The 17,759-nt window shown below is 52.8% G+C and carries 21 protein-coding genes and 4 tRNA genes; 7 read left to right on the plus strand and 18 right to left on the minus strand.

Going from position 1 to position 17,759, the window contains the following annotated elements; translation table 11 throughout:
- Window positions 1-153: 153 nt before the first annotated feature.
- The gene (locus tag DQX05_RS03815) at window positions 154-588 is read right to left on the minus strand and encodes a CoA-binding protein (protein ID WP_119791019.1); all 435 of its coding nucleotides are present in this window, start codon (window positions 586-588) and stop codon (window positions 154-156) included.
- 40 nt (window positions 589-628) lie between these two features.
- On the minus strand, window positions 629-1,933 hold the full coding sequence (gene aroA / locus DQX05_RS03820; protein ID WP_119791021.1) for a 3-phosphoshikimate 1-carboxyvinyltransferase: 1,305 nt from the start codon (window positions 1,931-1,933) through the stop codon (window positions 629-631).
- A 115-nt stretch (window positions 1,934-2,048) separates the two neighbouring features.
- Between aroA and DQX05_RS03825 the strand changes: the two genes are divergently transcribed.
- Window positions 2,049-2,363, plus strand: a complete 315-nt coding sequence (locus tag DQX05_RS03825) for a rhodanese-like domain-containing protein (protein ID WP_119791023.1) — start codon at window positions 2,049-2,051, stop codon at window positions 2,361-2,363.
- On the opposite strand, the gene DQX05_RS03830 is transcribed toward DQX05_RS03825, so the two are convergent.
- Window positions 2,360-2,872, minus strand: coding sequence for a shikimate kinase (locus DQX05_RS03830; RefSeq protein WP_119791025.1), 513 nt, complete (start codon window positions 2,870-2,872; stop codon window positions 2,360-2,362). The genes DQX05_RS03825 and DQX05_RS03830 overlap by 4 nt on opposite strands.
- A 213-nt stretch (window positions 2,873-3,085) precedes the next feature.
- Between DQX05_RS03830 and DQX05_RS03835 the strand changes: the two genes are divergently transcribed.
- Window positions 3,086-3,406, plus strand: coding sequence for a methyltransferase (locus DQX05_RS03835; protein WP_119791026.1), 321 nt, complete (start codon window positions 3,086-3,088; stop codon window positions 3,404-3,406).
- Between the two features lie 38 nt (window positions 3,407-3,444).
- Here DQX05_RS03835 and gndA read toward each other — a convergent pair whose 3' ends face one another.
- The gene (gene gndA, locus DQX05_RS03840; protein WP_119791028.1) at window positions 3,445-4,857 is read right to left on the minus strand and encodes an NADP-dependent phosphogluconate dehydrogenase; all 1,413 of its coding nucleotides are present in this window, start codon (window positions 4,855-4,857) and stop codon (window positions 3,445-3,447) included.
- A gap of 162 nt (window positions 4,858-5,019) precedes the next feature.
- Window positions 5,020-5,616, minus strand: coding sequence for a hypothetical protein (locus DQX05_RS03845; protein ID WP_119791029.1), 597 nt, complete (start codon window positions 5,614-5,616; stop codon window positions 5,020-5,022).
- 135 nt (window positions 5,617-5,751) lie between these two features.
- Here DQX05_RS03845 and DQX05_RS03850 point away from each other — a divergent pair, with 135 nt between their 5' ends.
- Window positions 5,752-6,387 carry a YktB family protein gene (locus DQX05_RS03850; RefSeq protein WP_119791031.1) on the plus strand — a complete coding sequence of 212 codons (636 nt, stop codon included), beginning with the start codon at window positions 5,752-5,754 and terminating at the stop codon, window positions 6,385-6,387.
- A gap of 151 nt (window positions 6,388-6,538) precedes the next feature.
- Here DQX05_RS03850 and DQX05_RS03855 read toward each other — a convergent pair whose 3' ends face one another.
- Window positions 6,539-7,717 (minus strand): MFS transporter, encoded by a 1,179-nt coding sequence (locus DQX05_RS03855; protein ID WP_119791033.1) that lies wholly within the window; start codon window positions 7,715-7,717, stop codon window positions 6,539-6,541.
- 203 nt (window positions 7,718-7,920) lie between these two features.
- On the opposite strand from DQX05_RS03855, the gene DQX05_RS03860 reads away from it, so the two are divergent.
- Window positions 7,921-9,396: an aminotransferase class I/II-fold pyridoxal phosphate-dependent enzyme gene (locus DQX05_RS03860; protein ID WP_119791435.1), complete on the plus strand. Its 1,476-nt coding sequence runs from the start codon at window positions 7,921-7,923 to the stop codon at window positions 9,394-9,396.
- 142 nt (window positions 9,397-9,538) lie between these two features.
- On the plus strand, window positions 9,539-9,955 hold the full coding sequence (locus DQX05_RS03865; protein ID WP_119791035.1) for a DUF1885 family protein: 417 nt from the start codon (window positions 9,539-9,541) through the stop codon (window positions 9,953-9,955).
- Between the two features lie 116 nt (window positions 9,956-10,071).
- Here DQX05_RS03865 and DQX05_RS03870 read toward each other — a convergent pair whose 3' ends face one another.
- Complete coding sequence (locus DQX05_RS03870) at window positions 10,072-10,380, minus strand: DUF1292 domain-containing protein (RefSeq protein WP_006680036.1); 309 nt, start codon at window positions 10,378-10,380, stop codon at window positions 10,072-10,074.
- A 162-nt stretch (window positions 10,381-10,542) separates the two neighbouring features.
- Window positions 10,543-11,136, minus strand: coding sequence for a stalk domain-containing protein (locus tag DQX05_RS03875; protein WP_119791037.1), 594 nt, complete (start codon window positions 11,134-11,136; stop codon window positions 10,543-10,545).
- A gap of 201 nt (window positions 11,137-11,337) precedes the next feature.
- Between DQX05_RS03875 and DQX05_RS03880 the strand changes: the two genes are divergently transcribed.
- Entirely contained in the window at window positions 11,338-12,075 is a 738-nt protein-coding gene (locus DQX05_RS03880; protein ID WP_119791039.1) for an MBL fold metallo-hydrolase, read from the plus strand.
- 74 nt (window positions 12,076-12,149) lie between these two features.
- On the opposite strand, the gene DQX05_RS03885 is transcribed toward DQX05_RS03880, so the two are convergent.
- Together DQX05_RS03885 and DQX05_RS03890 are read right to left on the minus strand one after the other, a co-directional pair.
- On the minus strand, window positions 12,150-12,380 hold the full coding sequence (locus tag DQX05_RS03885; protein WP_119791040.1) for a DUF3892 domain-containing protein: 231 nt from the start codon (window positions 12,378-12,380) through the stop codon (window positions 12,150-12,152).
- A gap of 72 nt (window positions 12,381-12,452) precedes the next feature.
- Entirely contained in the window at window positions 12,453-12,896 is a 444-nt protein-coding gene (locus DQX05_RS03890) for a GNAT family N-acetyltransferase (protein ID WP_119791042.1), read from the minus strand.
- Window positions 12,897-13,040: 144 nt separating this feature from the next.
- Here DQX05_RS03890 and DQX05_RS30225 point away from each other — a divergent pair, with 144 nt between their 5' ends.
- On the plus strand, window positions 13,041-13,220 hold the full coding sequence (locus tag DQX05_RS30225) for a hypothetical protein (protein WP_147385150.1): 180 nt from the start codon (window positions 13,041-13,043) through the stop codon (window positions 13,218-13,220).
- 78 nt (window positions 13,221-13,298) lie between these two features.
- Here DQX05_RS30225 and DQX05_RS03895 read toward each other — a convergent pair whose 3' ends face one another.
- The 8 genes from DQX05_RS03895 to DQX05_RS03925 form a co-directional block, all read right to left on the minus strand.
- Window positions 13,299-13,490, minus strand: a complete 192-nt coding sequence (locus tag DQX05_RS03895) for a hypothetical protein (RefSeq protein ID WP_119791044.1) — start codon at window positions 13,488-13,490, stop codon at window positions 13,299-13,301.
- A gap of 827 nt (window positions 13,491-14,317) precedes the next feature.
- Window positions 14,318-14,393, minus strand: a tRNA-Val gene (locus DQX05_RS03900).
- A 177-nt stretch (window positions 14,394-14,570) separates the two neighbouring features.
- Entirely contained in the window at window positions 14,571-15,284 is a 714-nt protein-coding gene (gene ung / locus DQX05_RS03905) for a uracil-DNA glycosylase (protein WP_119791046.1), read from the minus strand.
- Window positions 15,285-15,428: 144 nt separating this feature from the next.
- Window positions 15,429-15,517 (minus strand) — tRNA-Leu (locus DQX05_RS03910).
- A 44-nt stretch (window positions 15,518-15,561) separates the two neighbouring features.
- Window positions 15,562-15,638 (minus strand) — tRNA-Ile (locus DQX05_RS03915).
- Window positions 15,639-15,665: 27 nt separating this feature from the next.
- Window positions 15,666-15,742 (minus strand) — tRNA-Met (locus DQX05_RS03920).
- 110 nt (window positions 15,743-15,852) lie between these two features.
- Window positions 15,853-16,017, minus strand: a complete 165-nt coding sequence (locus tag DQX05_RS30520) for a hypothetical protein (RefSeq protein WP_164776213.1) — start codon at window positions 16,015-16,017, stop codon at window positions 15,853-15,855.
- Between the two features lie 290 nt (window positions 16,018-16,307).
- On the minus strand, window positions 16,308-17,756 hold the full coding sequence (locus DQX05_RS03925; RefSeq protein WP_119791048.1) for an ABC transporter substrate-binding protein: 1,449 nt from the start codon (window positions 17,754-17,756) through the stop codon (window positions 16,308-16,310).
- Window positions 17,757-17,759 lie beyond the last annotated feature (3 nt).

A 17,759-nucleotide genomic window follows, 5' to 3' on the forward strand; every position in this document is an offset into this window, starting at 1 on the left:
AAATAAAGTTTGTGCTCAAAAAGACGGTTTTCGACACGGGAAGGTTGCAAGCATTCGAAGCATGTGCTTTTTGAACAACCTCTATAAAGGCAGAAGCCGGGAGTTCCCGTTCGTCATGAGACGAGATCCCCCGGCGCGCTGCTCCGGAATCTGCTATGTTTCGATCTTCCCATGCGGGAGCAGAATCGAATCCAGCACTTTGATGCACAAGTCCATGACGCAGAACATGCCGCTGTCCGCAGCGATACGGGCCGCTTCTTCATTGACAATCCCCTGCTGCAGCCATATGGCCTTCGCCTTGACCTCCGCCGCCTCTCGCGCCACATCCGCGCAATATTCGCTGCGGCGGAATACGTTCACGATATCGATCGGAACCGGCACGTCCTTCAGAGAGGGATAGCAAGTCTCGCCAAGAATCTGCTCCGCCTTCGGGTTAACGGGAATAATGCGATAGCCTTTCTTCTGCATCGCTTCCGCAACCATATAAGATACTCGCGTCGGGTCATCGGACAAGCCGACAACAGCTATTGTGCTGCTCTCGTTCAGCAGCTTGCGGATTTCTTCCTGGGGCGGGTGCTCATAGCTCATTTGCATTCACTCCTTCCAATGTCATCACCTTGTGAATAGGTTATGCTTCCACCCATTCCACCTGCGCGCCCAACGCTTGCAAATGGTCAAAATATTGAGGGTACGATTTGGCGACATGATGGGCATCGCAAATACGAATCGGCTGTTGCGCACGCAGCCCGACCACCGTAAGCGCCATAATGACCCGGTGATCGTAATGCGCGTTGATCTCGACTCCGCCAGCTACGCCTTGAGGCTTCCCGTGCACGATAATCTCCGCCTGCCGCTCCTCCACATCCGCGCCGGCCTTCCGCAGCTCGGCAACATAATCGGTGATGCGGTCGCATTCCTTGTACCGCAAGTTCTCTACATTGTAGAAGCGCGAAGTTCCATCGGCGAAGACGGCCGTCGCCACCATCGCGAGCACGGCATCAGTCGCCGCATCTCCGTCGAACTCCACGGCCGTCAGCGGAGCTCCACCTTGGATGCGAACCGTCGAGTCCGTATGCTCCAGCGGCACGTCCATCATGCGAAGCACGTCCACAATCGCGCGTTCTCCCTGCTTGCTGTCCTCGGTCAAGCCTTTGACGACGATGTCGGAAGGAACGACGGCCGCCGCCGCCAGAACCGCGGCCGAGCCCGGATAATCCCCTTGCACGACATAAGTCTTCGCTTCATAGCTTTGGTTGCCCGGCACTCGGAAATACATCAGATCTTCGCGGGCATCGATGCGAATACCGGCCTGAGCCAGCACTTCCAGCGTCTGGCCGACGACAACCTTGGACTTGAGATCGTCCACTACCTCGATGACACTGTCCTCGCCCAAAAGCGGAGTGAGGAAGAGCAAGGCGCTCAGGAACTGGGAGCTGACGCTTCCCGATACGCGGATATGTCCGCCCTTCGGCTCGCCTCCGCGAATAGTGATCGGCAGCTTGCCCTCCCGATGCGACACTTCCACCCCCATCTGCGTGAGCGCCGCAATCAGATCGTCATGCGGCCGCTTCCCTAGCGAGTCGGGATAGGCATTGATGAAGTTCACCTCTGGCAGCAGCGCGGCAACGGCCATCAAAAACCGCAGCACCGCTCCGGCATTGCCCACATTCAGTTCACGTGCCGGATTCGCCAACTGTGGACGGCGTCCGAAGCCCGTAATGACCAGCTTCTCGCCGTCCTCCTCCAGCACCGCGCCAAGATCGCGCAGACATCGGCGCATGGCATCGCTATCTTCACTGTGGGCCGGATAGTATATCGTGCTCGTCCCTTCCGCCAATCCGGCGGCAAGCAAATACCGGGTCGTGTAATTTTTGGATGACAATGCCTGAATTTCACCTTGCAGCCGGGATGTCGGCCTTACGATAACGTCCATGCGCTTCCACTCCTTTAAATTTAAACGTATAATATTGAATATAATCACTGAGCGCCAGGCTTCATATAGCCGGACGACTCGATCATTCCCATTGAGAAAGGATGCTTGTTCCCGAATGACACCCATCAAGACGATCGGAGCCGCAGAGCTGAGAAGCCGGCTGCAGCGCGGCGAAGTGTTAAACATGATCGATGTCCGAGAGGATGTGGAAGTTGCCTTAGGCATGATTCCCGGCGCCAAGCATATTCCGATGAATGAGATTCCGGAACGGCTTCAAGCGATCGATCCGGCAGAAGAGACCATCTTCATCTGCCGCAGCGGCTACCGCAGCGAGCGTGTATGCGAATATTTGCAGCACCTTGGCAGGGACAATGCCGTGAACCTGGAAGGCGGAATGCTCTCCTGGGCCGGGCTGGAGTCCGAGAGCTAATTCCGTTCCATATAGGCGAGGATACGGGCGCACAATTGTTCCACGGATTCGCTGTCCGTCGGCACACATAGATGAGCGAAGTCGTACAGCCCGCGGCGCTCCGCCATCAAGCGGCGAACCCGCTCCTCCACATCGCCCTGCAGCAGCGGACGGTTCCGGTCCTGGCGGACCCTCTCCACGATCGTCGCCTCCTCTGCTGTCAGATGAATCACAGTCGCCTGCTCCTTCATGCGCTTCCGGTTCTCTTCCTTCAAGACGGCCCCGCCTCCGGTTGCGATAATCTTAGGAGCTTCTTCTCCCAGCAGCAGAGAGAGAATGCGTCCCTCCTGCTCCCGGAAATAAGCCTCCCCCCGCTCCGCGAAAATATCAGGAATCGACTGTCCTGTTCGACTGACAATCTCCTCGTCCAGATCGCAGAAGCGAAGCTTCAACTGCTCGGCCAATTGTGTACCGACGGTTGATTTGCCGGTTCCCATAAATCCGATAAGTACAATCGATCGATTGCTCATGCTGCTATCCCCCGTCCTGCTGGCGTAAACTTCCCATATGATAGCATACGTATCTTCCGTTCGACAATGGCGCCATGTATAAAATAACCGCCTTCGACATAAAGATGATGATTATAAGAATGTTGTGCGCCTTGAGCCGGTGTAATGCAGCTTGCCTACTAGAAAGGTACAAGCATCATCGGCAATCGATGAGGCCCCTAGGAGTGAATCGGCATGTCCACCTTGCCCTCCCCGGATTCCCATTCCGCACAGCGCAGCGTATCCGCCCGTATGGCCCGAATTATGGACACGCAGCATCCTCTGTGCAGAGAAGACATCGTGTGGGTATTGAACTTCGTCAAAAGCAAGCTTACCGAGAAGGACGAAGCATGGGCCCGTCTCGGTCCGGAACGGATTCTGCAAAACTTCCGCTACTTCGCTGAAATTTCGCTGCTCCTCCTTCGCGGTGTAGGCTTCAGCGAGAAATCGGAGCATATTCGCCAATATTTGTCCGAAGCAACATACGGGCTTCTGGATCAGGACGGCGATCTGTAAATAACGCCGGGCCCAAGCGGGCCCGGCGTTATGATGCCTTATTCGGACAACCAGTTATAGTGGAAGGTGCCTTCCTTATCGACGCGCTTGAACGTATGGGCGCCGAAGTAATCACGCTGGGCTTGAAGCAGATTCGCAGGCAGCCGCTCTGTGCGATAGCTGTCGAAGTAAGCGAGCGCGCTCGCGAAGCCCGGCACCGGCACGCCGTAAGCGACTGCCGTGGCAACCACTTGGCGCCAAGCATCCTGATAGCTTTCCACAATATTTTTGAAATACGGATCAAGCAGCAGATTTTTCAGCTCGGAATCCCGGTCATACGCTTCCTTGATGTTATGCAGGAAGCGGGAGCGGATAATGCAGCCGCCGCGGAAGATCATCGCGATATCGCCGTAGCGCAGATTCCAGCCGAATTCGTCGGAAGCGGCACGCATTTGGGCGAAGCCTTGTGCATACGACACGATCTTGCTCGTATAGAGCGCCTTGCGCACATTTTCGATAAATTCGGCCTTGTCGCCCGTGAACGGCTTGGAAGCCGGACCTTGCAGCACCTTGCTTGCGGCGACGCGCTCTTCCTTCAAGGCGGACAAGAAGCGGGAAAATACCGATTCCGTAATCATCGACAGCGGCACGCCAAGGTCGAGCGCGCTTTGGCTTGTCCATTTGCCCGTGCCCTTTTGCCCGGCAGAGTCAAGAATGACGTCCACCATTGGCTTGCCTGTCTCTTCGTCATACTTCGAGAAGATATCGGCCGTAATCTCAATCAGGTAGCTGTCAAGCTCCCCGTTGTTCCATTCCGTGAAGATCGAATGAAGCTCCTTCGTCTCGACGCCAAGCACTGTCGTCAACAGATGATACGCTTCGCAGATCAGCTGCATGTCGCCATACTCGATGCCGTTGTGAACCATCTTGACATAGTGGCCCGCTCCGTCCGGACCGATATATGTGCAGCAAGGATCTCGGTTGACTTTGGCCGAAATGGAGGTCAGAATCGGCTCAACGAGTTTGTAAGCACTCTCCTGGCCGCCTGGCATAATCGCAGGTCCCTTCAGCGCTCCTTCTTCCCCGCCGGATACGCCCGTTCCGATGAAGCGGAAGCCTTTTTCTTCCAAATATTTACTGCGGCGCTGAGTGTCCGGGAAGTGGGCATTCCCGCCGTCAATAATAATATCTCCTTGATCCAGATGAGGCAGAAGCTGTTCGATCGTCGCATCGGTAGCTTGTCCCGCTTGAACCATAATCAAAATCTTGCGCGGCACAGCCAGGGAATTCACGAATTCTTCAATGGTATATGTACCCGTCAACTGCTTGCCTGCCGCCTCTTGCAGAAGCGCATCCGTCTTCTCGCGCGAACGGTTGTAGACAGATACGGCGAACCCGCGGCTTTCGATATTAAGCGCCAAATTTTTGCCCATTACGGCAAGGCCGATGACACCAATTTGATTCTTCGTCATATGGTCCTTCCACCCTTTATCTATAATTTGATATCGCGTAACATTACGCCTATTGTACCGCACAGCAATACACCCTGCAACATTCCGCCCCATATAAATCTCGCGGAAGGAGGGTGTATTTGGAGTATTGGGTTTCCGGCCGCCGAAGGCTGCAGCGCATCCTCACCATTCCAGCTGAATCATCTCCCGGCGCAGAAGCTCGAGTCTCCTCTTGCACTCCTCCGCCTTCCCCGCATCATTCATTCGCATCGCTTCGTGCAATTCCGACAGGGCATAATCAATCTCAAGCCGAAGCTCGCCCATCCGTTCCTCCGCCTGCGTGGACGCGAAGGCCTGCTCCATCTCCTCCAATGTAATGACAGGCCGCTTCTGATACAGCACCCGCTGCTCGGGTCCGCATATTTCCACGAGGCGAATTCGTTCGCCGAACATAATATTTTCGACCAGCACCTGTCTGTCCTTGCATCGCCGCACGACCGCATGGCCGCGCACATGCCCAATCATTCGCTCCATGAACTCGGATAATTTCTCGTCCCGAATCGTATAATCGCCTACCAGCTTGAACCGATCCTGCAAGCGCTGAAAACGCAATTTGACCAGCTTCCGCCCCGTTCGGATAGACACGATAAACAATGTCTCATTCTCGCTCCAGTACAAGGAGTAGCCCTCCTGTATCAGATCCCGAATGAGGTTTTGGATTTGCCGGCGGTCAAAGCGCAGCTCCAAATTCCGGTATTCGACCTCATCACTGCGGTTCACGGCAATCCCTCCTTACGATATCGTATACTCCAATATATGATTCGGTAACTTGGTTATTGACTCGAATTACTCGCACCGCTTAAGTTGGGGCAGAATATGGTATAATCGGCTTACAACGGCACGAAAGGAACGATAATGATGACCACATTTACCGGATTTAACGCAACCGACTTCCTGGTCTTCCATACCGAAGGACTCGAAGCTCGCATGGAAGGAATCCGCGAACATATCCAGCCCAAGTTCCAAGCGATAGGCGAAGAGCTTGTCGGCGATGCCGCTGTGCAGAGCGGCCAAGAGATGTTTTTACATATCGCGAAGCATGCCCGGCGCACGGTTAATCCGCCGAAGGATACGTGGCTCGCCATCGGTCCGAACAAGCGCGGCTACAAGTCGCTGCCCCATTTCCAGGTCGGGCTGTTCGATGACCATGTGTTCATCTGGCTGGCCTTCATCTATGAAGTGGCGAACAAGCGCAATATCGCGAGCATGATGCTGAACGACACGAAGCGATTCCGCTCGCTTGTCCCGGCTGACTTCGTCATCTCGATGGATCATATGAAAAAAGAGAACATCCGTCTCGGCGACATCAACGATGAGGAATTGAAGAAGATGCTTGTCCGCTTCCGCGACGTCAAGCAGGCGGAATGGCTCGTTGGGCGGAACATCAACGCCCACGATCCGGTGCTGTCCGAAGGCGAAGCGTTCATGGCACTGGCCCGCAACACGCTGACGACGCTGATGCCGCTGTACAAGCTGGCGCTGGAAGCGTAGCTCCAGCCCAACTTCGCCACTACGCAACAACAGTCAACAGAACAAGTCTTCGCACAAAAAAAAAGGGTGATTCCCCCGCATGCTTCATGCGGGAGAATCACCCTTATTGTATCCTTGCATCCAATCTTATGAGCCGCCCAAGGTAGAGGGACTAAATGGAAGTTCCGGCCGAGGTCTTCGCCCGTTCCGCCACCGAAAAACGAACGAGCAGGCCGATGGCCGCCAGGCACAGGACGCCGCCAATGATATAAGGCAAATTGTCGTTCCATTTGAAGATGGCCACGGCCAGCAGCGGTCCGGCGATGCGGCCGAAGCTGTCCATAGATGAATTGAGACCGGACGCGACTCCCTGGCTGACCGTCGTCTTCTGTGTGATGAGAGAGATGACGCATGGCCGGATAAGCGCATTGCCGACTCCGAAGACGCATAGAAATATCGTCGCGTTCACCATATTCGATGACAGCAGCAGGAGGAAAAAGCCGAGGGCGGAAATGACCAGCCCGGCGCCGATCGTCATTTTTTCCGCTCCATTTTTAATATACCGTCTCACAATTCCGCCCTGCACAAGCGCGCCGGCAAGGCCGCAGTAGAAGAACATGAACCCGATGTCCACGGCCGTAATACCCGGAATGCGGACCGCCTGGAAATAGAGCAAAGTGGACTCCAGCCCTGCAAGCGTAAAGGTCACGAAGAATGACAGGACATACAAATATTTCATCATGCCGGTGAAGGCCGTCCAGCGGGAAGGCGCCGCCTCGCGCGGCTGCATCCGCTTCTCCTTCGGCAGCGATTCCTGCAGCAGGACGAAGCCGAGCAAGCAGGTCAGGAGCGTTAACACCGATGCGGCAAAAAAGGGCGCGTTATGTCCGATCTTGCTGATGATGCCCCCAAATGCAGGACCGAACGTGAAGCCCAGGCCAATCGCCATACCGACCATCGCCATTCCCTTCGTCCGCCGCTCCGGGGGCGTAATGTCGGCTACATACGCGACGATGACGGCCGTCACCGCGCCGGAGAACAAGCCTCCAAGCAAGCGGGAGACATACATCATCCACAAAGAGCCGTCCGCCAGGCCGAACAGAGCGTAACTGGCACTGAAGCCAAGCGTACCGATAAGGATGATCGGGCGTCTGCCTACTTTTTCTGATAGCGCTCCCCACAACGGGGACAGAATAAAGGATACGAGCGAGTACAGGGAGAGCATCAGCCCCAGATGCACTTCGTTCGCGCCGGCATCCGTTATCATCATCGGCAGAACCGGAATGACGATGCCGAATCCGATAAATACCATCATCAGCATAAGCACGACGACAGTCATTTGTTTTTTCATGACACAGTTCCCTCCTATGTATACGTTCATCCTAACATATTTGGTTATCAACGAAAATGAATAAAATGCGACAAATGTCACACTCTTGCGCATCCCCGAAAAACTGCTTGCATTCCGAAACGTTTTTGTTAAACTTATCATTGTTTGCGTCAAGGTGCGCAGACATATCTGCATTTTCAGCAAGAAAGGTTGTGATTACGGCGATGAACCACCATCGGACGCCTCTTTTTACCGCTTTGAAGGAGCATGCCGCCCGGAATCCGGTACAATTTCATATTCCGGGACACAAAAAAGGCGCCGGCAGCGATGCCGAATTCCGGAATTTTCTCGGAGATAATGCCTTCTCCATAGATCTGATCAACATTGCTCCGCTGGACGATCTGCACCAGCCGACAGCCGTCATCGCCGAAGCGCAAGCCTTGGCTGCGGATGCCTTCGGCGCAGATTATACGTATTTCAGCGTACAGGGCACAAGCGGGGCCATCATGACGATGATTATGTCCGTCTGTTCACCTGGCGACAAAATAATCGTGCCCCGCAATATCCATAAATCGATTATGACGGCCATTATTTTCGCCGGGGCGCGCCCGGTGTTCGTATCGCCGGCAAGGGATGCCAATCTCGGCATCGATCATGGCATCACGACCCGTTCGGTCCGTCGCGCGCTGGAGAAGCACCCGGATGCGAAAGCTGTCCTGGTCATCAATCCAACCTATTTTGGCATTTGCGCCAATTTGAAAGAGATTGTCGACCTGGCTCATTCCTACGGCGTGCCGGTGCTGGTCGATGAAGCCCACGGGGTCCTGATCCACTTCCATGAGAAGCTGCCAATATCGGCGATGGAAGCAGGGGCGGACATGGCAGCGACCAGCGTTCATAAGCTGGGAGGCTCCATGACTCAGAGCTCGGTTCTCAACATCAATGTCAAGAACGGGCTGGTCAATCCGTACCGGGTCCAGACCATTTTCAGCATGCTGACAACAACTTCGACTTCTTACTTGCTGCTCGCTTCTCTGGATACGTCGCGCCGCAATCTGGCCCTGAACGGCCACGCGATCGCGGAGCGCACCATTGAGTTGGCTGAGGAAGCGAGAGTGCAGATCAACGCGATTCCGGGCTTGTACTGCTTCGGGGAAGACATTCTTGGCGGCGAAGCGACCTATGACTTCGATCCGACCAAGCTGACCATCCATGTGCGCCATCTTGGCCTCACAGGCTACGAGACAGAGAATTGGCTCCGAGATCACTATCAGCTCGAAGTAGAGCTCAGCGATATGTACAATATTTTGTGCCTCGTGACGCCAGGCGATTCCAAGGAAACGATAGCTACGCTGCTGGAAGCTCTGCGAGAGCTGTCTGCATCGCATTTCGAGAAAAACGAGGTGCAGGAGCTTATCGTCAAAATACCCGAAATCCCGCAGCTCTCGCTCATTCCGCGGGATGCGTTCTATGCCGATACGGAAGTCGTTCCGTTCAAGGAGTCTGCTGGACGCATTATTGCCGAGTTTATTTATGTTTATCCGCCTGGAATTCCGATTCTCCTGCCGGGCGAGGTCATTTCGCAGCAAAATATCGATTACATCCGGGACCACGTCGACATCGGATTGCCGGTCAAAGGCCCGGAAGATCGAAATATAGAATACGTCAAAGTCATCGTGGAAGAAACCGCGATCTTCTAAAGCAGCAGGCCGCCCAGCAATGGGCGGCTTGTCCTGTATAGAAATCATCGATGAGCAATTGTCGTCCCTTCATGTAAACATTGCCAACAGGTGAGCCCGATGATATGATGAGGATGATCCGAGGTTGCATGGAGGTGGAAGGATGAGCCAAAGCGCATTCATTACATTTGTGGAAGGATCGGGGGTACCATCCGTCACACTGGATGAATTGAAAGAACAGCTTCTCAGTTACCGGCACCAGACCAGCTTGACCGGAGAGCAATTGGGATGGGAATACGCCGACGCCGCGTTCCCGTATACGATCGAGACGAAGCCCGAACAGGAAGAGCATTGGTTCTATCTGAAGGGAACCTCTCCCCAATATCATTATATCGTGTTCGGCACCGGAACGAAGGAGGGGGATCCGCCCCGTTCCCACGTCCAGGTCGTCCTCCCGGAAGGGGCCACCCATGGGGACAAGGCGAAAGGCAACGAGTTGTGCAAATATTTAGCCAAGAAGTGGAAGGCTGAATTAACCTTGTTCAACGGCAGGACCATGTACTTCAATCCGCGCAAATAAATAGGAACGAATTCGGGAATTTACATACGTGACACCCGCAGCAAAAAAGCTCCGAGCCAGCGCTCGGAGCTTCATCGTCTTCAACGGGCTGGCCGCTGAAAAGTGGCTTGTTCAAATTAGTCTTCCTGGGAGGCCACCATCTGATCGTAAGCCTGCTGTACGCGCTCCCATTCCTCGTCGTCTTCAATCGGATTCAGTACCATATCTTCATCCTCTTCGTCAACGCGCACAATGATGCCATCCGCTTCCGGATTGTTGCGTTCCAGCAACAGAGCATATACTTGCTCGCCTACATTGAACGTCTCAACGAGAGCCATATCGATCTCATTGCCCTCTTCATCTACCAGTGTGACGACCAATTCGTCATGTTCGTGATCATGTCCGCAGCCACAGTCATGGTCATGATTATGTTGATGTTCGCTCATGCGTGAATCTCCTTTGTTTTCAGGTAATGTGTTGGTTACACTTCCGTATCGTACCACTTTCTGAAGAGCAGGTCAACGAAGCAGGATCGATGTCTATATATGTAAGCGCGGATGATCCGTTCATGGGTTCATATTATTGGGAAACCAATGGAACTGGCGCCATTAGACAGTCGGGAGCTTTTTCTGCGAGACCAGCGTATATTCCCCGTTCTTCTGCTTGAGATAGCAGGAGATCAGATAGTCGCCCTTCGTCTTGAAATCGTACTTGAATTCATTGGTGCGGAACCAGAAGTTATCTTCCTTATTATCTTCAACGGGCGACTCCTGTATGTCCGTCTTATTTCCTTTTGGATCGGTAATTGTAAACTTTATCGTGTCCACTGGCGTGTTCAGACTGTCGATCTGAGCCAAGACGGTAAAAGAAGTCTTGCCTGTCGGAACTTTGCCGAACAATGAATTATCCTTGAACAACAACAAATCTACATTGGGCTTGTCGATGACAACCTTCTTGCTGGCATCATCCCAAGTGACGAACGCTTGCAGCGCGTCACTCAATTGGCGTACGGACAAAAACGCTCGTCCATCGACCATGAGCCCTCCGTCCTGGATGGCGCTTCCATTAACCACAACCTGCACTTTTTCTCCTACTGTAGTCGCCGATTCTGCCTCTTGCGCCGAGACTTGTACCGTTGCGAACGTTCCGCTCAAGATGGTACCGAGCAGAGCCAGTGCTGCGATTCTTCTTCTGCATTTCATCGCGATACCTCCAACTGCTTTGTTGTTAAGTTATACTCGGCTGAGCATGGAGAGTTGCGGAAAAAACCTTTCGATTCCGGTGTTTTTCCGATGCCCCGTTCCCGCTTTCTCTCCGCTGCCCGCCCGCTGACTTGTGAATTCGCGATGCAGGTGTTAGAGTAAAATCAAAATCATGGGGATAGACGGTTACGGAGGGATTGGATGACACTGCGCATACAAATGATTGGCACTGGAAGTGCCTTCGCCAAAAAATATTTCAATAATAATGCGTTAATATATACGAAAAACGACAAGCTGCTGATGGATTGCGGTATCACCGCGCCGCAAGCTCTATACCAATTGGGCGTATCCTTCAATGAATTGGACGGTGTCCTCATCAGCCATATTCATGGCGATCACGTGGGTGGGCTGGAGGAATACGCCTTCCAGATGAAATTCCGGTACCATCGCAAGCCGAAGCTGTTCATCGCCGCTCCACTCGTTGCACCGCTGTGGGAGCATACGCTCAAGGGCGGGCTGACGCAAGAGGGCTTGACTTGCCTGGACGATGCCTTCGAGGTGCACCCGATAGAACCTGGCCAGACATCAGAGCCCCTGTCCGGTCTGAAGGTGAAGCTGCTGGAAACCCCACATATTCCCGGGAAACGAAGCTTCTCCATTCTGTTCAATGATACGTTTTTTTACAGCGCGGATATGCAGTTCCAGCCCGAGCTGCTCCGTTGGCTCGTTGAGGAGCAAGGTGTAACGACCATCTTTCACGATTGCCAGCTGCGCGGCAAAGCCGAGGTGCATGCGGGACTTGACGATCTGCTCACCCTGCCGGACTTCATTCAGGAGAGACTGTGGCTGATGCATTATGGAGATGAGCGGGATACTTACGAAGGCAGGACGGGGCGAATGAGGTTCGTGAAGCAGCAAGAACGGATGGAGATTCCGTAACAGACACAACACCGGCAAGCAGCGCTAAGGCGCACCGCTTGCCGGTGTTCTTCTATTACCGTACCGTCCTCCTGTCAGAACAGCGGCAGATTATCCAAATTATTTGTCGGGTCTCCGTCTGCGTCGCCGCGCAGATACATCCCTCCGTCTCTGCCTTTGAAGACATTGACCCCGGCAATATTCCCCGCCTGAACCTCATTCAGAGCTTGTTCGTAGGACAGCTGTCTTCCTGTGCTTGTCTGGAATGCGGTCAAATCGCCATCCCCGTTCTTTTGCACCGCTACGATCGACTCTCGATTGTCCATTTGCTACGCCTCCTGAAGAAGATGTTCTGCATCAAGCAGACCATTTTAGCTTGCCCGGAGACCTGGGGAATATTACAACTTCTTCTCCATGCGGACATGCAGAATGCCTGCATCGTAGAACGGCTCTTCCGACACGGTCGTATAGCCAAGAGAATGATAAAATCCTTCCGCCTGACACTGCCCGTCCAACACGCTCTTCTCCGCTCCCATGGAACGAGCAAGCTGCTCCATCGCAACCATGAGTGATCGGCCGATCCCGCTCCCGCGGAACGACTTCAATACAGCGATGCGCTGCATTTTCGCTGTCGTCTCATCCAGCCATTTAATCCGCCCGGTCGCCGCGATTTGTCCGTCTACCGTTATGAGGATATGATTGCTTTCCGCATCTAGGTGATCCAGATCATCAATCTCTTCTTCAACCGGCACCTTCTGCTCTTCCACAAAGACTTCCATGCGAATTTCCAAACATTGCTGAAGCTGTCCTTCGGTTTTTACTTCAATCACTTCTGCTGCCATGGTTACACCTTCCTCACTTGTCAACCAATTGTCAAAATTATGCACAATTTTTCGGTTTTAGATAAGATATCATTATACAAAAAATTAGATTTCATGTATAGTTAATTGTGATCTATCTCACAGTGATTCGAAGGAGGGAACGCATTGAATTCAATAATGGTCACCATTATTGTATCGGTCATTTTCTTCATTCTTACCATTTGGTTATGTCTGTTCGTCACCAAGAAGGCCTACTCCCGCAGATGGGAAGAGGAGACGACATTCCTTGATACCGATCAAGCCCGAGAAGAAGAGCAGAGCGGCGGCGCCATCGCCAAGCCCTAATCATCACAATAACGGCCTTGTTCCTGACCCAGAATGTGAACTTCTGGGCCGGAACAAGGCCTTCTGTCAGGCTCTCGGTTAAGGCGAATATACACGAGCCCGGACGCCTGTTCCGTATACATCCTGTTGAATGACGGGAGTTGACGGCCCAAGACGATCCGGCTGTGGCAGAGGAGCCGCGCCGCGAGCCCAGGCGGTACAGCCGACAGCAACCAATAGGACACTCAGCAGCGCTGCCATAAAGACCAGCCAATGCATGCGATTATTCATCCGTAATACCTCCGAATACTCCGCAACTTGAAAATCACTATTGGCATTTTCCCCTGAACCCTATGCTTTTAAACCTGAGCGCCCAGATATCTCCCCGTTCCATTCACCCTCCAAATAACCTGCTGTCCGAGCGCCTCTTCCTTCGTATCTTCATCTTGAAGGCTGCTCCCGGCCTTTTACGTACTCTCCCCTTCGGTCAGTCATCTCATGATGCCTTATCGTATCCCGTGACCTTGTAGCATGATCTTCATCACTCTTGTGGTCAAGTGGTCTGTTGTGTTGGGTGCTTACGACCGTTCTCCCAACGGCTCAGGTAGCTTTTTCTCGCACTTTGCTGATTCTCCCATTGCCTTTTCTCGCTCTTTTGTTTATTCTCCCGTTGGCTCAGATTGGCTGTTCCCGCTCTTTTGCTAATTCTCCCATTGGCTCAGGGGGGCTGTTCCATACTTTTTTTCTGATTCTCCCGATAGCTCAGCCCCTTACATTACATCGGCTTGTTATCCTTATGCTTATTCTCCCAATGAGCCAGGTTCCCACACCTGCAATGAATCCCTCAACCAACCGAGTCTGACAATCCACCTTTCCTGCACGATGGGGATACTGACCATATGAGACAGATGGCCTTCTTCGTTTCCCTGTGCGATGGGGATACTTAGCATAAGAGACAGATGGACTTCTTCGGTTCCTTGACCTGTTGAGATACTAAGGATAAGAGGAAGAGGCACTTATAACATCACTGCTTGTAAACATTGGCGGAGTCCTACATCACTAGAGGTTAAAAACATAAAAAAGCCCTTGAATATTCAAGGACATCATTGGTAATAGTATGGTGTTCTGAGACGGGCTCGAACCGCCGACCCCCACCCTGTCAAGATGGTGCTCTCCCTACTGAGCTATCAGAACACATCGATAGAAATAGTATATCATCGGGCAGGGTTCTTGTCAACACATTATGAATCCCTGCCCCGTTAGTTGCTTCCATATCCCTGCTTCAGTCGATCCGTCCTCGCGGGTAAAGCCTCTCTCTCCGTTGGATTCGCATCTGTCGCAGACAGAGGGCTTCCGTATAATACCGGTGTGTTATCCGATTTGCGGCAAATCCTCCGCTGGAATATCCGCAATCGGAGGAAGCTGCCAGTTGATCTCGGTTTCTCCGCGTGAACGCAGCCATTCATTGACTTGCGAGAACGGGCGGCTCCCAAAAAAACCGCGGTGTGCCGACAGCGGGCTTGGATGCGGGCCTTTGACGATTCCGTGACGTCTCGTGTCGATCATGGATTGCTTCGCCTGGGCGAAGGATCCCCAGAGCACGAAGACAAGCGGTTGTTCCCGCTCATTCAACAGCTGAATAATGCGATCGGTGAATTGCTCCCACCCCATGCCTCGATGGGATGCCGCTTGCCCCTGGCGCACGGTCAGAACTGTATTCAGCATCAGAACGCCCTGCTTCGCCCAAGGTATGAGACAGCCATGCTGCGGCATCGTCGTGCCGATATCGCTCGCACTCTCCTTCAGCATGTTCACGAGCGAGGGTGGAGTGCGTACGCCCGGCTGCACGGAGAAGCTTAGTCCATGCGCCTGTCCAGGCCCATGGTACGGGTCTTGTCCAACGATGACCACTTTCGTGTCTGCATAAGAAGTATAATGGAGCGCTGAGAAAATAAGATCAAATGGCGGATATACCACCGTACGCTCATATTCCTGCTTCAGCCATCCCCATAGCTGCTTGAAATAAGGCTGCCTAATCTCGTCATGCAGCAATGCTGCCCAGTCTTCTTGAATCTGAATCCCCACAGCCGCTTCCTCCTCTTCCCTTAATATTATTCACGCAATATGACAGCATAAGATAGCTTCTCAAGCCATACAGATGAAAATAAAAAAAGCTCTGCTAATGACCGCTGTCATCCAGAACTCTCTATGTACAGGCATTTCAATTAATGGTGCCGAGGACCGGGATCGAACCGGTACGGTAGTCACCTACCGCAGGATTTTAAGTCCTGTGCGTCTGCCAATTCCGCCACCCCGGCACATACAGTGCGTGAACACTATGAATCTTTGAAAACAACGGTTTTGGTGGGCCCTGAGGGACTCGAACCCACGACCAATCGGTTATGAGCCGACCGCTCTGACCAACTGAGCTAAGGGCCCCTACGCCATTGCTTATTGAAAAAATATTGGTTGCGGGGGCAGGATTTGAACCTACGACCTTCGGGTTATGAGCCCGACGAGCTACCGGACTGCTCCACCCCGCGACATTGTATTATGGTCATGCTTTCGCAGCGACAAGTATTACTATACTATATCAGTACATGAACAGTCAAGAAAAATGTATAAAAAAATGATATTTTCTTCCCGCTCCGCTTCAGAGGACGAAGCGGACTCCGTATTTTCCTTTGCGGGAGCGGAAGACCTCAACCTCATATGGCGTGTCATATCCATATATCCATGCATCCTGCTCCAGCCGTTCCTGCAGGCAGCGGGCCTGGAACTTCGTATTGTACAGCTTGCCCCAATAAATCCAATGCATCGCCATCCTGGCTCCTTTCTTCATCAGTCGCTACTATTGTGTTCGATATGCTCGACAATCATGCAGCCATGTTGTCCGGACGGAGCAGCTGCGGTGCTCGGCGCTGGGGCGTAGCAGCTTCAGCGGACGGCGCCTGGGGCGGTAGCAGCCGTGGTGGACAGTGCAAGGGCGGTGGAGATGGTACAGGGGCGGTAGCAGAGACGACAGCTGAAGCAGCAGCGGCGGTAGAGCTGTCCCAACTTGAAAAGACCGGCGATGCCTTTGCAGGCATGCCGGTCCTTATGAGTTCCTTATTTACTATAGACGGGGTTGGCCTGTTTCTTTTTCAAGACCTGGTTGCCCTTCGTCTCCCATTCCTTCAACGCATCGCTTATGCCCTTCTTGTTGTCCATAACCTCCTGGAATAAGTTGCGCCCGATTTCGTTCAATTCATATAAACTATACTTTGAGAACAAGTCTTCCTCTTTCTGCGTTATAGGCGGAGTTGGCTTCATCGTGTAGAAGGCGGAAATATTAAAGTTGATCCCATCCTTAGGCTGGATATACTTCTCGCGCGCTACCAGTTCATAGCTACTGCGGGAGCGGAGCTTCGCCCATTCATCGCTTGACACGAACTTGACAAAATCCCAAGCATCGTCAGGATTCGTCGCCTTCTGATTGACGGCAAAAATTTCTCTTAAGTAGACTGAGCCGGAAATGCCCGGAGCTTCCGGATGGGAAGGGAACGTCACGACATCCCAATCGAATTTCGTGAAGCCTTTGATTTTATCCGCGTTTTTCATCGCATCCGACAGATCGGAGTTGATGAACGAATAATCGCCGAGCACCATCGCCGTTCGCCCGGACAGGAAGTTGTCATACTGGAATGGATTGAATTGACCTTCCGGGGTCTCTGGCATTTCCGCATTAGGACCCGGAATTACCTTTTCAGCGACCAGTTTGGAGATTGTCGTCCATACTTTCTCCCACTGTGGACTATTGACCGTCATATAATCCGCCTTATCATCAATCATCCGAAGATTAAGCGGGGTAACATACGTATTTATCATATCCCAGTACGGATCGCTGCCGAAATAATGATTGAAGGAGAACCCATAGACGCGATCTTGGCCTTCCCCCTTGGATACGAGCTTCGCTTTATCGAACACTTGATCCCATGTCATATTGTCTGTCGGCGGTTCGACCCCTGCTTCATTGAATAACGTCCGATTATAGAATAAAGCCTGAGAGGTGAATGTAGGGGCTAAGCCGTACAAGTTATTGTCACCCATCGCCTTCAACCCGCCGATCACCGTTGGCACGAAGTCATTCGTATCGATTTTATCCTGCTGAAGGAGCGGATCAATCTGCTTGAGCAAGCCGTCCCGCACAAGTGCCTGGTATTGTGAAGCATCAATGACGACGACATCTACCGGGTTGGCCCCAGTCATAATCTTCTTGAACGCCTCTACATAATCCGGTTGCTTATATTCTCCGTTCGATCCCCATCGATCGGACTGATCCACAGCGGGGACGATCTCAATGTTAATGGCCCCTTGCTTCGAAAATTCGAACACATCGGTATACTGTGAACGGAAATAAGTGTCGTCATTCCCGCCGTACAGGACACCGATGCGGAGCACTCGCTCCTGACCTGGCTTAACTTCATCTGTCTTCGTACAAGCTGCCAGCATCGGAATTATCATCGCTATGGCCATGGTCGCCAACAACAGCTTTCGTACCCATTTTTTTGAACCCACTGG

The sequence above is a fragment of the Paenibacillus thiaminolyticus genome, from assembly GCF_003591545.1.
GTDB lineage: Bacteria > Bacillota > Bacilli > Paenibacillales > Paenibacillaceae > Paenibacillus_B > Paenibacillus_B thiaminolyticus_A.

Bases quoted from the DNA above. Each gene is read 5' to 3' on its own strand.
- DQX05_RS03865 (WP_119791035.1), top strand. From the start codon at position 9,539: ATGAGCCAAAGCGCATTCATTACATTTGTGGAAGGATCGGGGGTACCA.
- DQX05_RS03850 (WP_119791031.1), top strand. From the start codon at position 5,752: ATGATGACCACATTTACCGGATTTAACGCAACCGACTTCCTGGTCTTC.
- DQX05_RS03880 (WP_119791039.1), top strand. From the start codon at position 11,338: ATGACACTGCGCATACAAATGATTGGCACTGGAAGTGCCTTCGCCAAA.
- DQX05_RS03885 (WP_119791040.1), bottom strand. From the start codon at position 12,380: ATGGACAATCGAGAGTCGATCGTAGCGGTGCAAAAGAACGGGGATGGC.
- DQX05_RS03870 (WP_006680036.1), bottom strand. From the start codon at position 10,380: ATGAGCGAACATCAACATAATCATGACCATGACTGTGGCTGCGGACAT.
- DQX05_RS03860 (WP_119791435.1), top strand. From the start codon at position 7,921: ATGAACCACCATCGGACGCCTCTTTTTACCGCTTTGAAGGAGCATGCC.
- DQX05_RS03855 (WP_119791033.1), bottom strand. From the start codon at position 7,717: ATGAAAAAACAAATGACTGTCGTCGTGCTTATGCTGATGATGGTATTT.
- DQX05_RS03830 (WP_119791025.1), bottom strand. From the start codon at position 2,872: ATGAGCAATCGATCGATTGTACTTATCGGATTTATGGGAACCGGCAAA.
- gndA (WP_119791028.1), bottom strand. From the start codon at position 4,857: ATGACGAAGAATCAAATTGGTGTCATCGGCCTTGCCGTAATGGGCAAA.
- DQX05_RS03890 (WP_119791042.1), bottom strand. From the start codon at position 12,896: ATGGCAGCAGAAGTGATTGAAGTAAAAACCGAAGGACAGCTTCAGCAA.
- DQX05_RS03815 (WP_119791019.1), bottom strand. From the start codon at position 588: ATGAGCTATGAGCACCCGCCCCAGGAAGAAATCCGCAAGCTGCTGAAC.
- DQX05_RS03835 (WP_119791026.1), top strand. From the start codon at position 3,086: ATGTCCACCTTGCCCTCCCCGGATTCCCATTCCGCACAGCGCAGCGTA.
- DQX05_RS30520 (WP_164776213.1), bottom strand. From the start codon at position 16,017: ATGCATTGGATTTATTGGGGCAAGCTGTACAATACGAAGTTCCAGGCC.
- DQX05_RS03825 (WP_119791023.1), top strand. From the start codon at position 2,049: ATGACACCCATCAAGACGATCGGAGCCGCAGAGCTGAGAAGCCGGCTG.
- aroA (WP_119791021.1), bottom strand. From the start codon at position 1,933: ATGGACGTTATCGTAAGGCCGACATCCCGGCTGCAAGGTGAAATTCAG.
- DQX05_RS03875 (WP_119791037.1), bottom strand. From the start codon at position 11,136: ATGAAATGCAGAAGAAGAATCGCAGCACTGGCTCTGCTCGGTACCATC.
- DQX05_RS03895 (WP_119791044.1), bottom strand. From the start codon at position 13,490: ATGAATAATCGCATGCATTGGCTGGTCTTTATGGCAGCGCTGCTGAGT.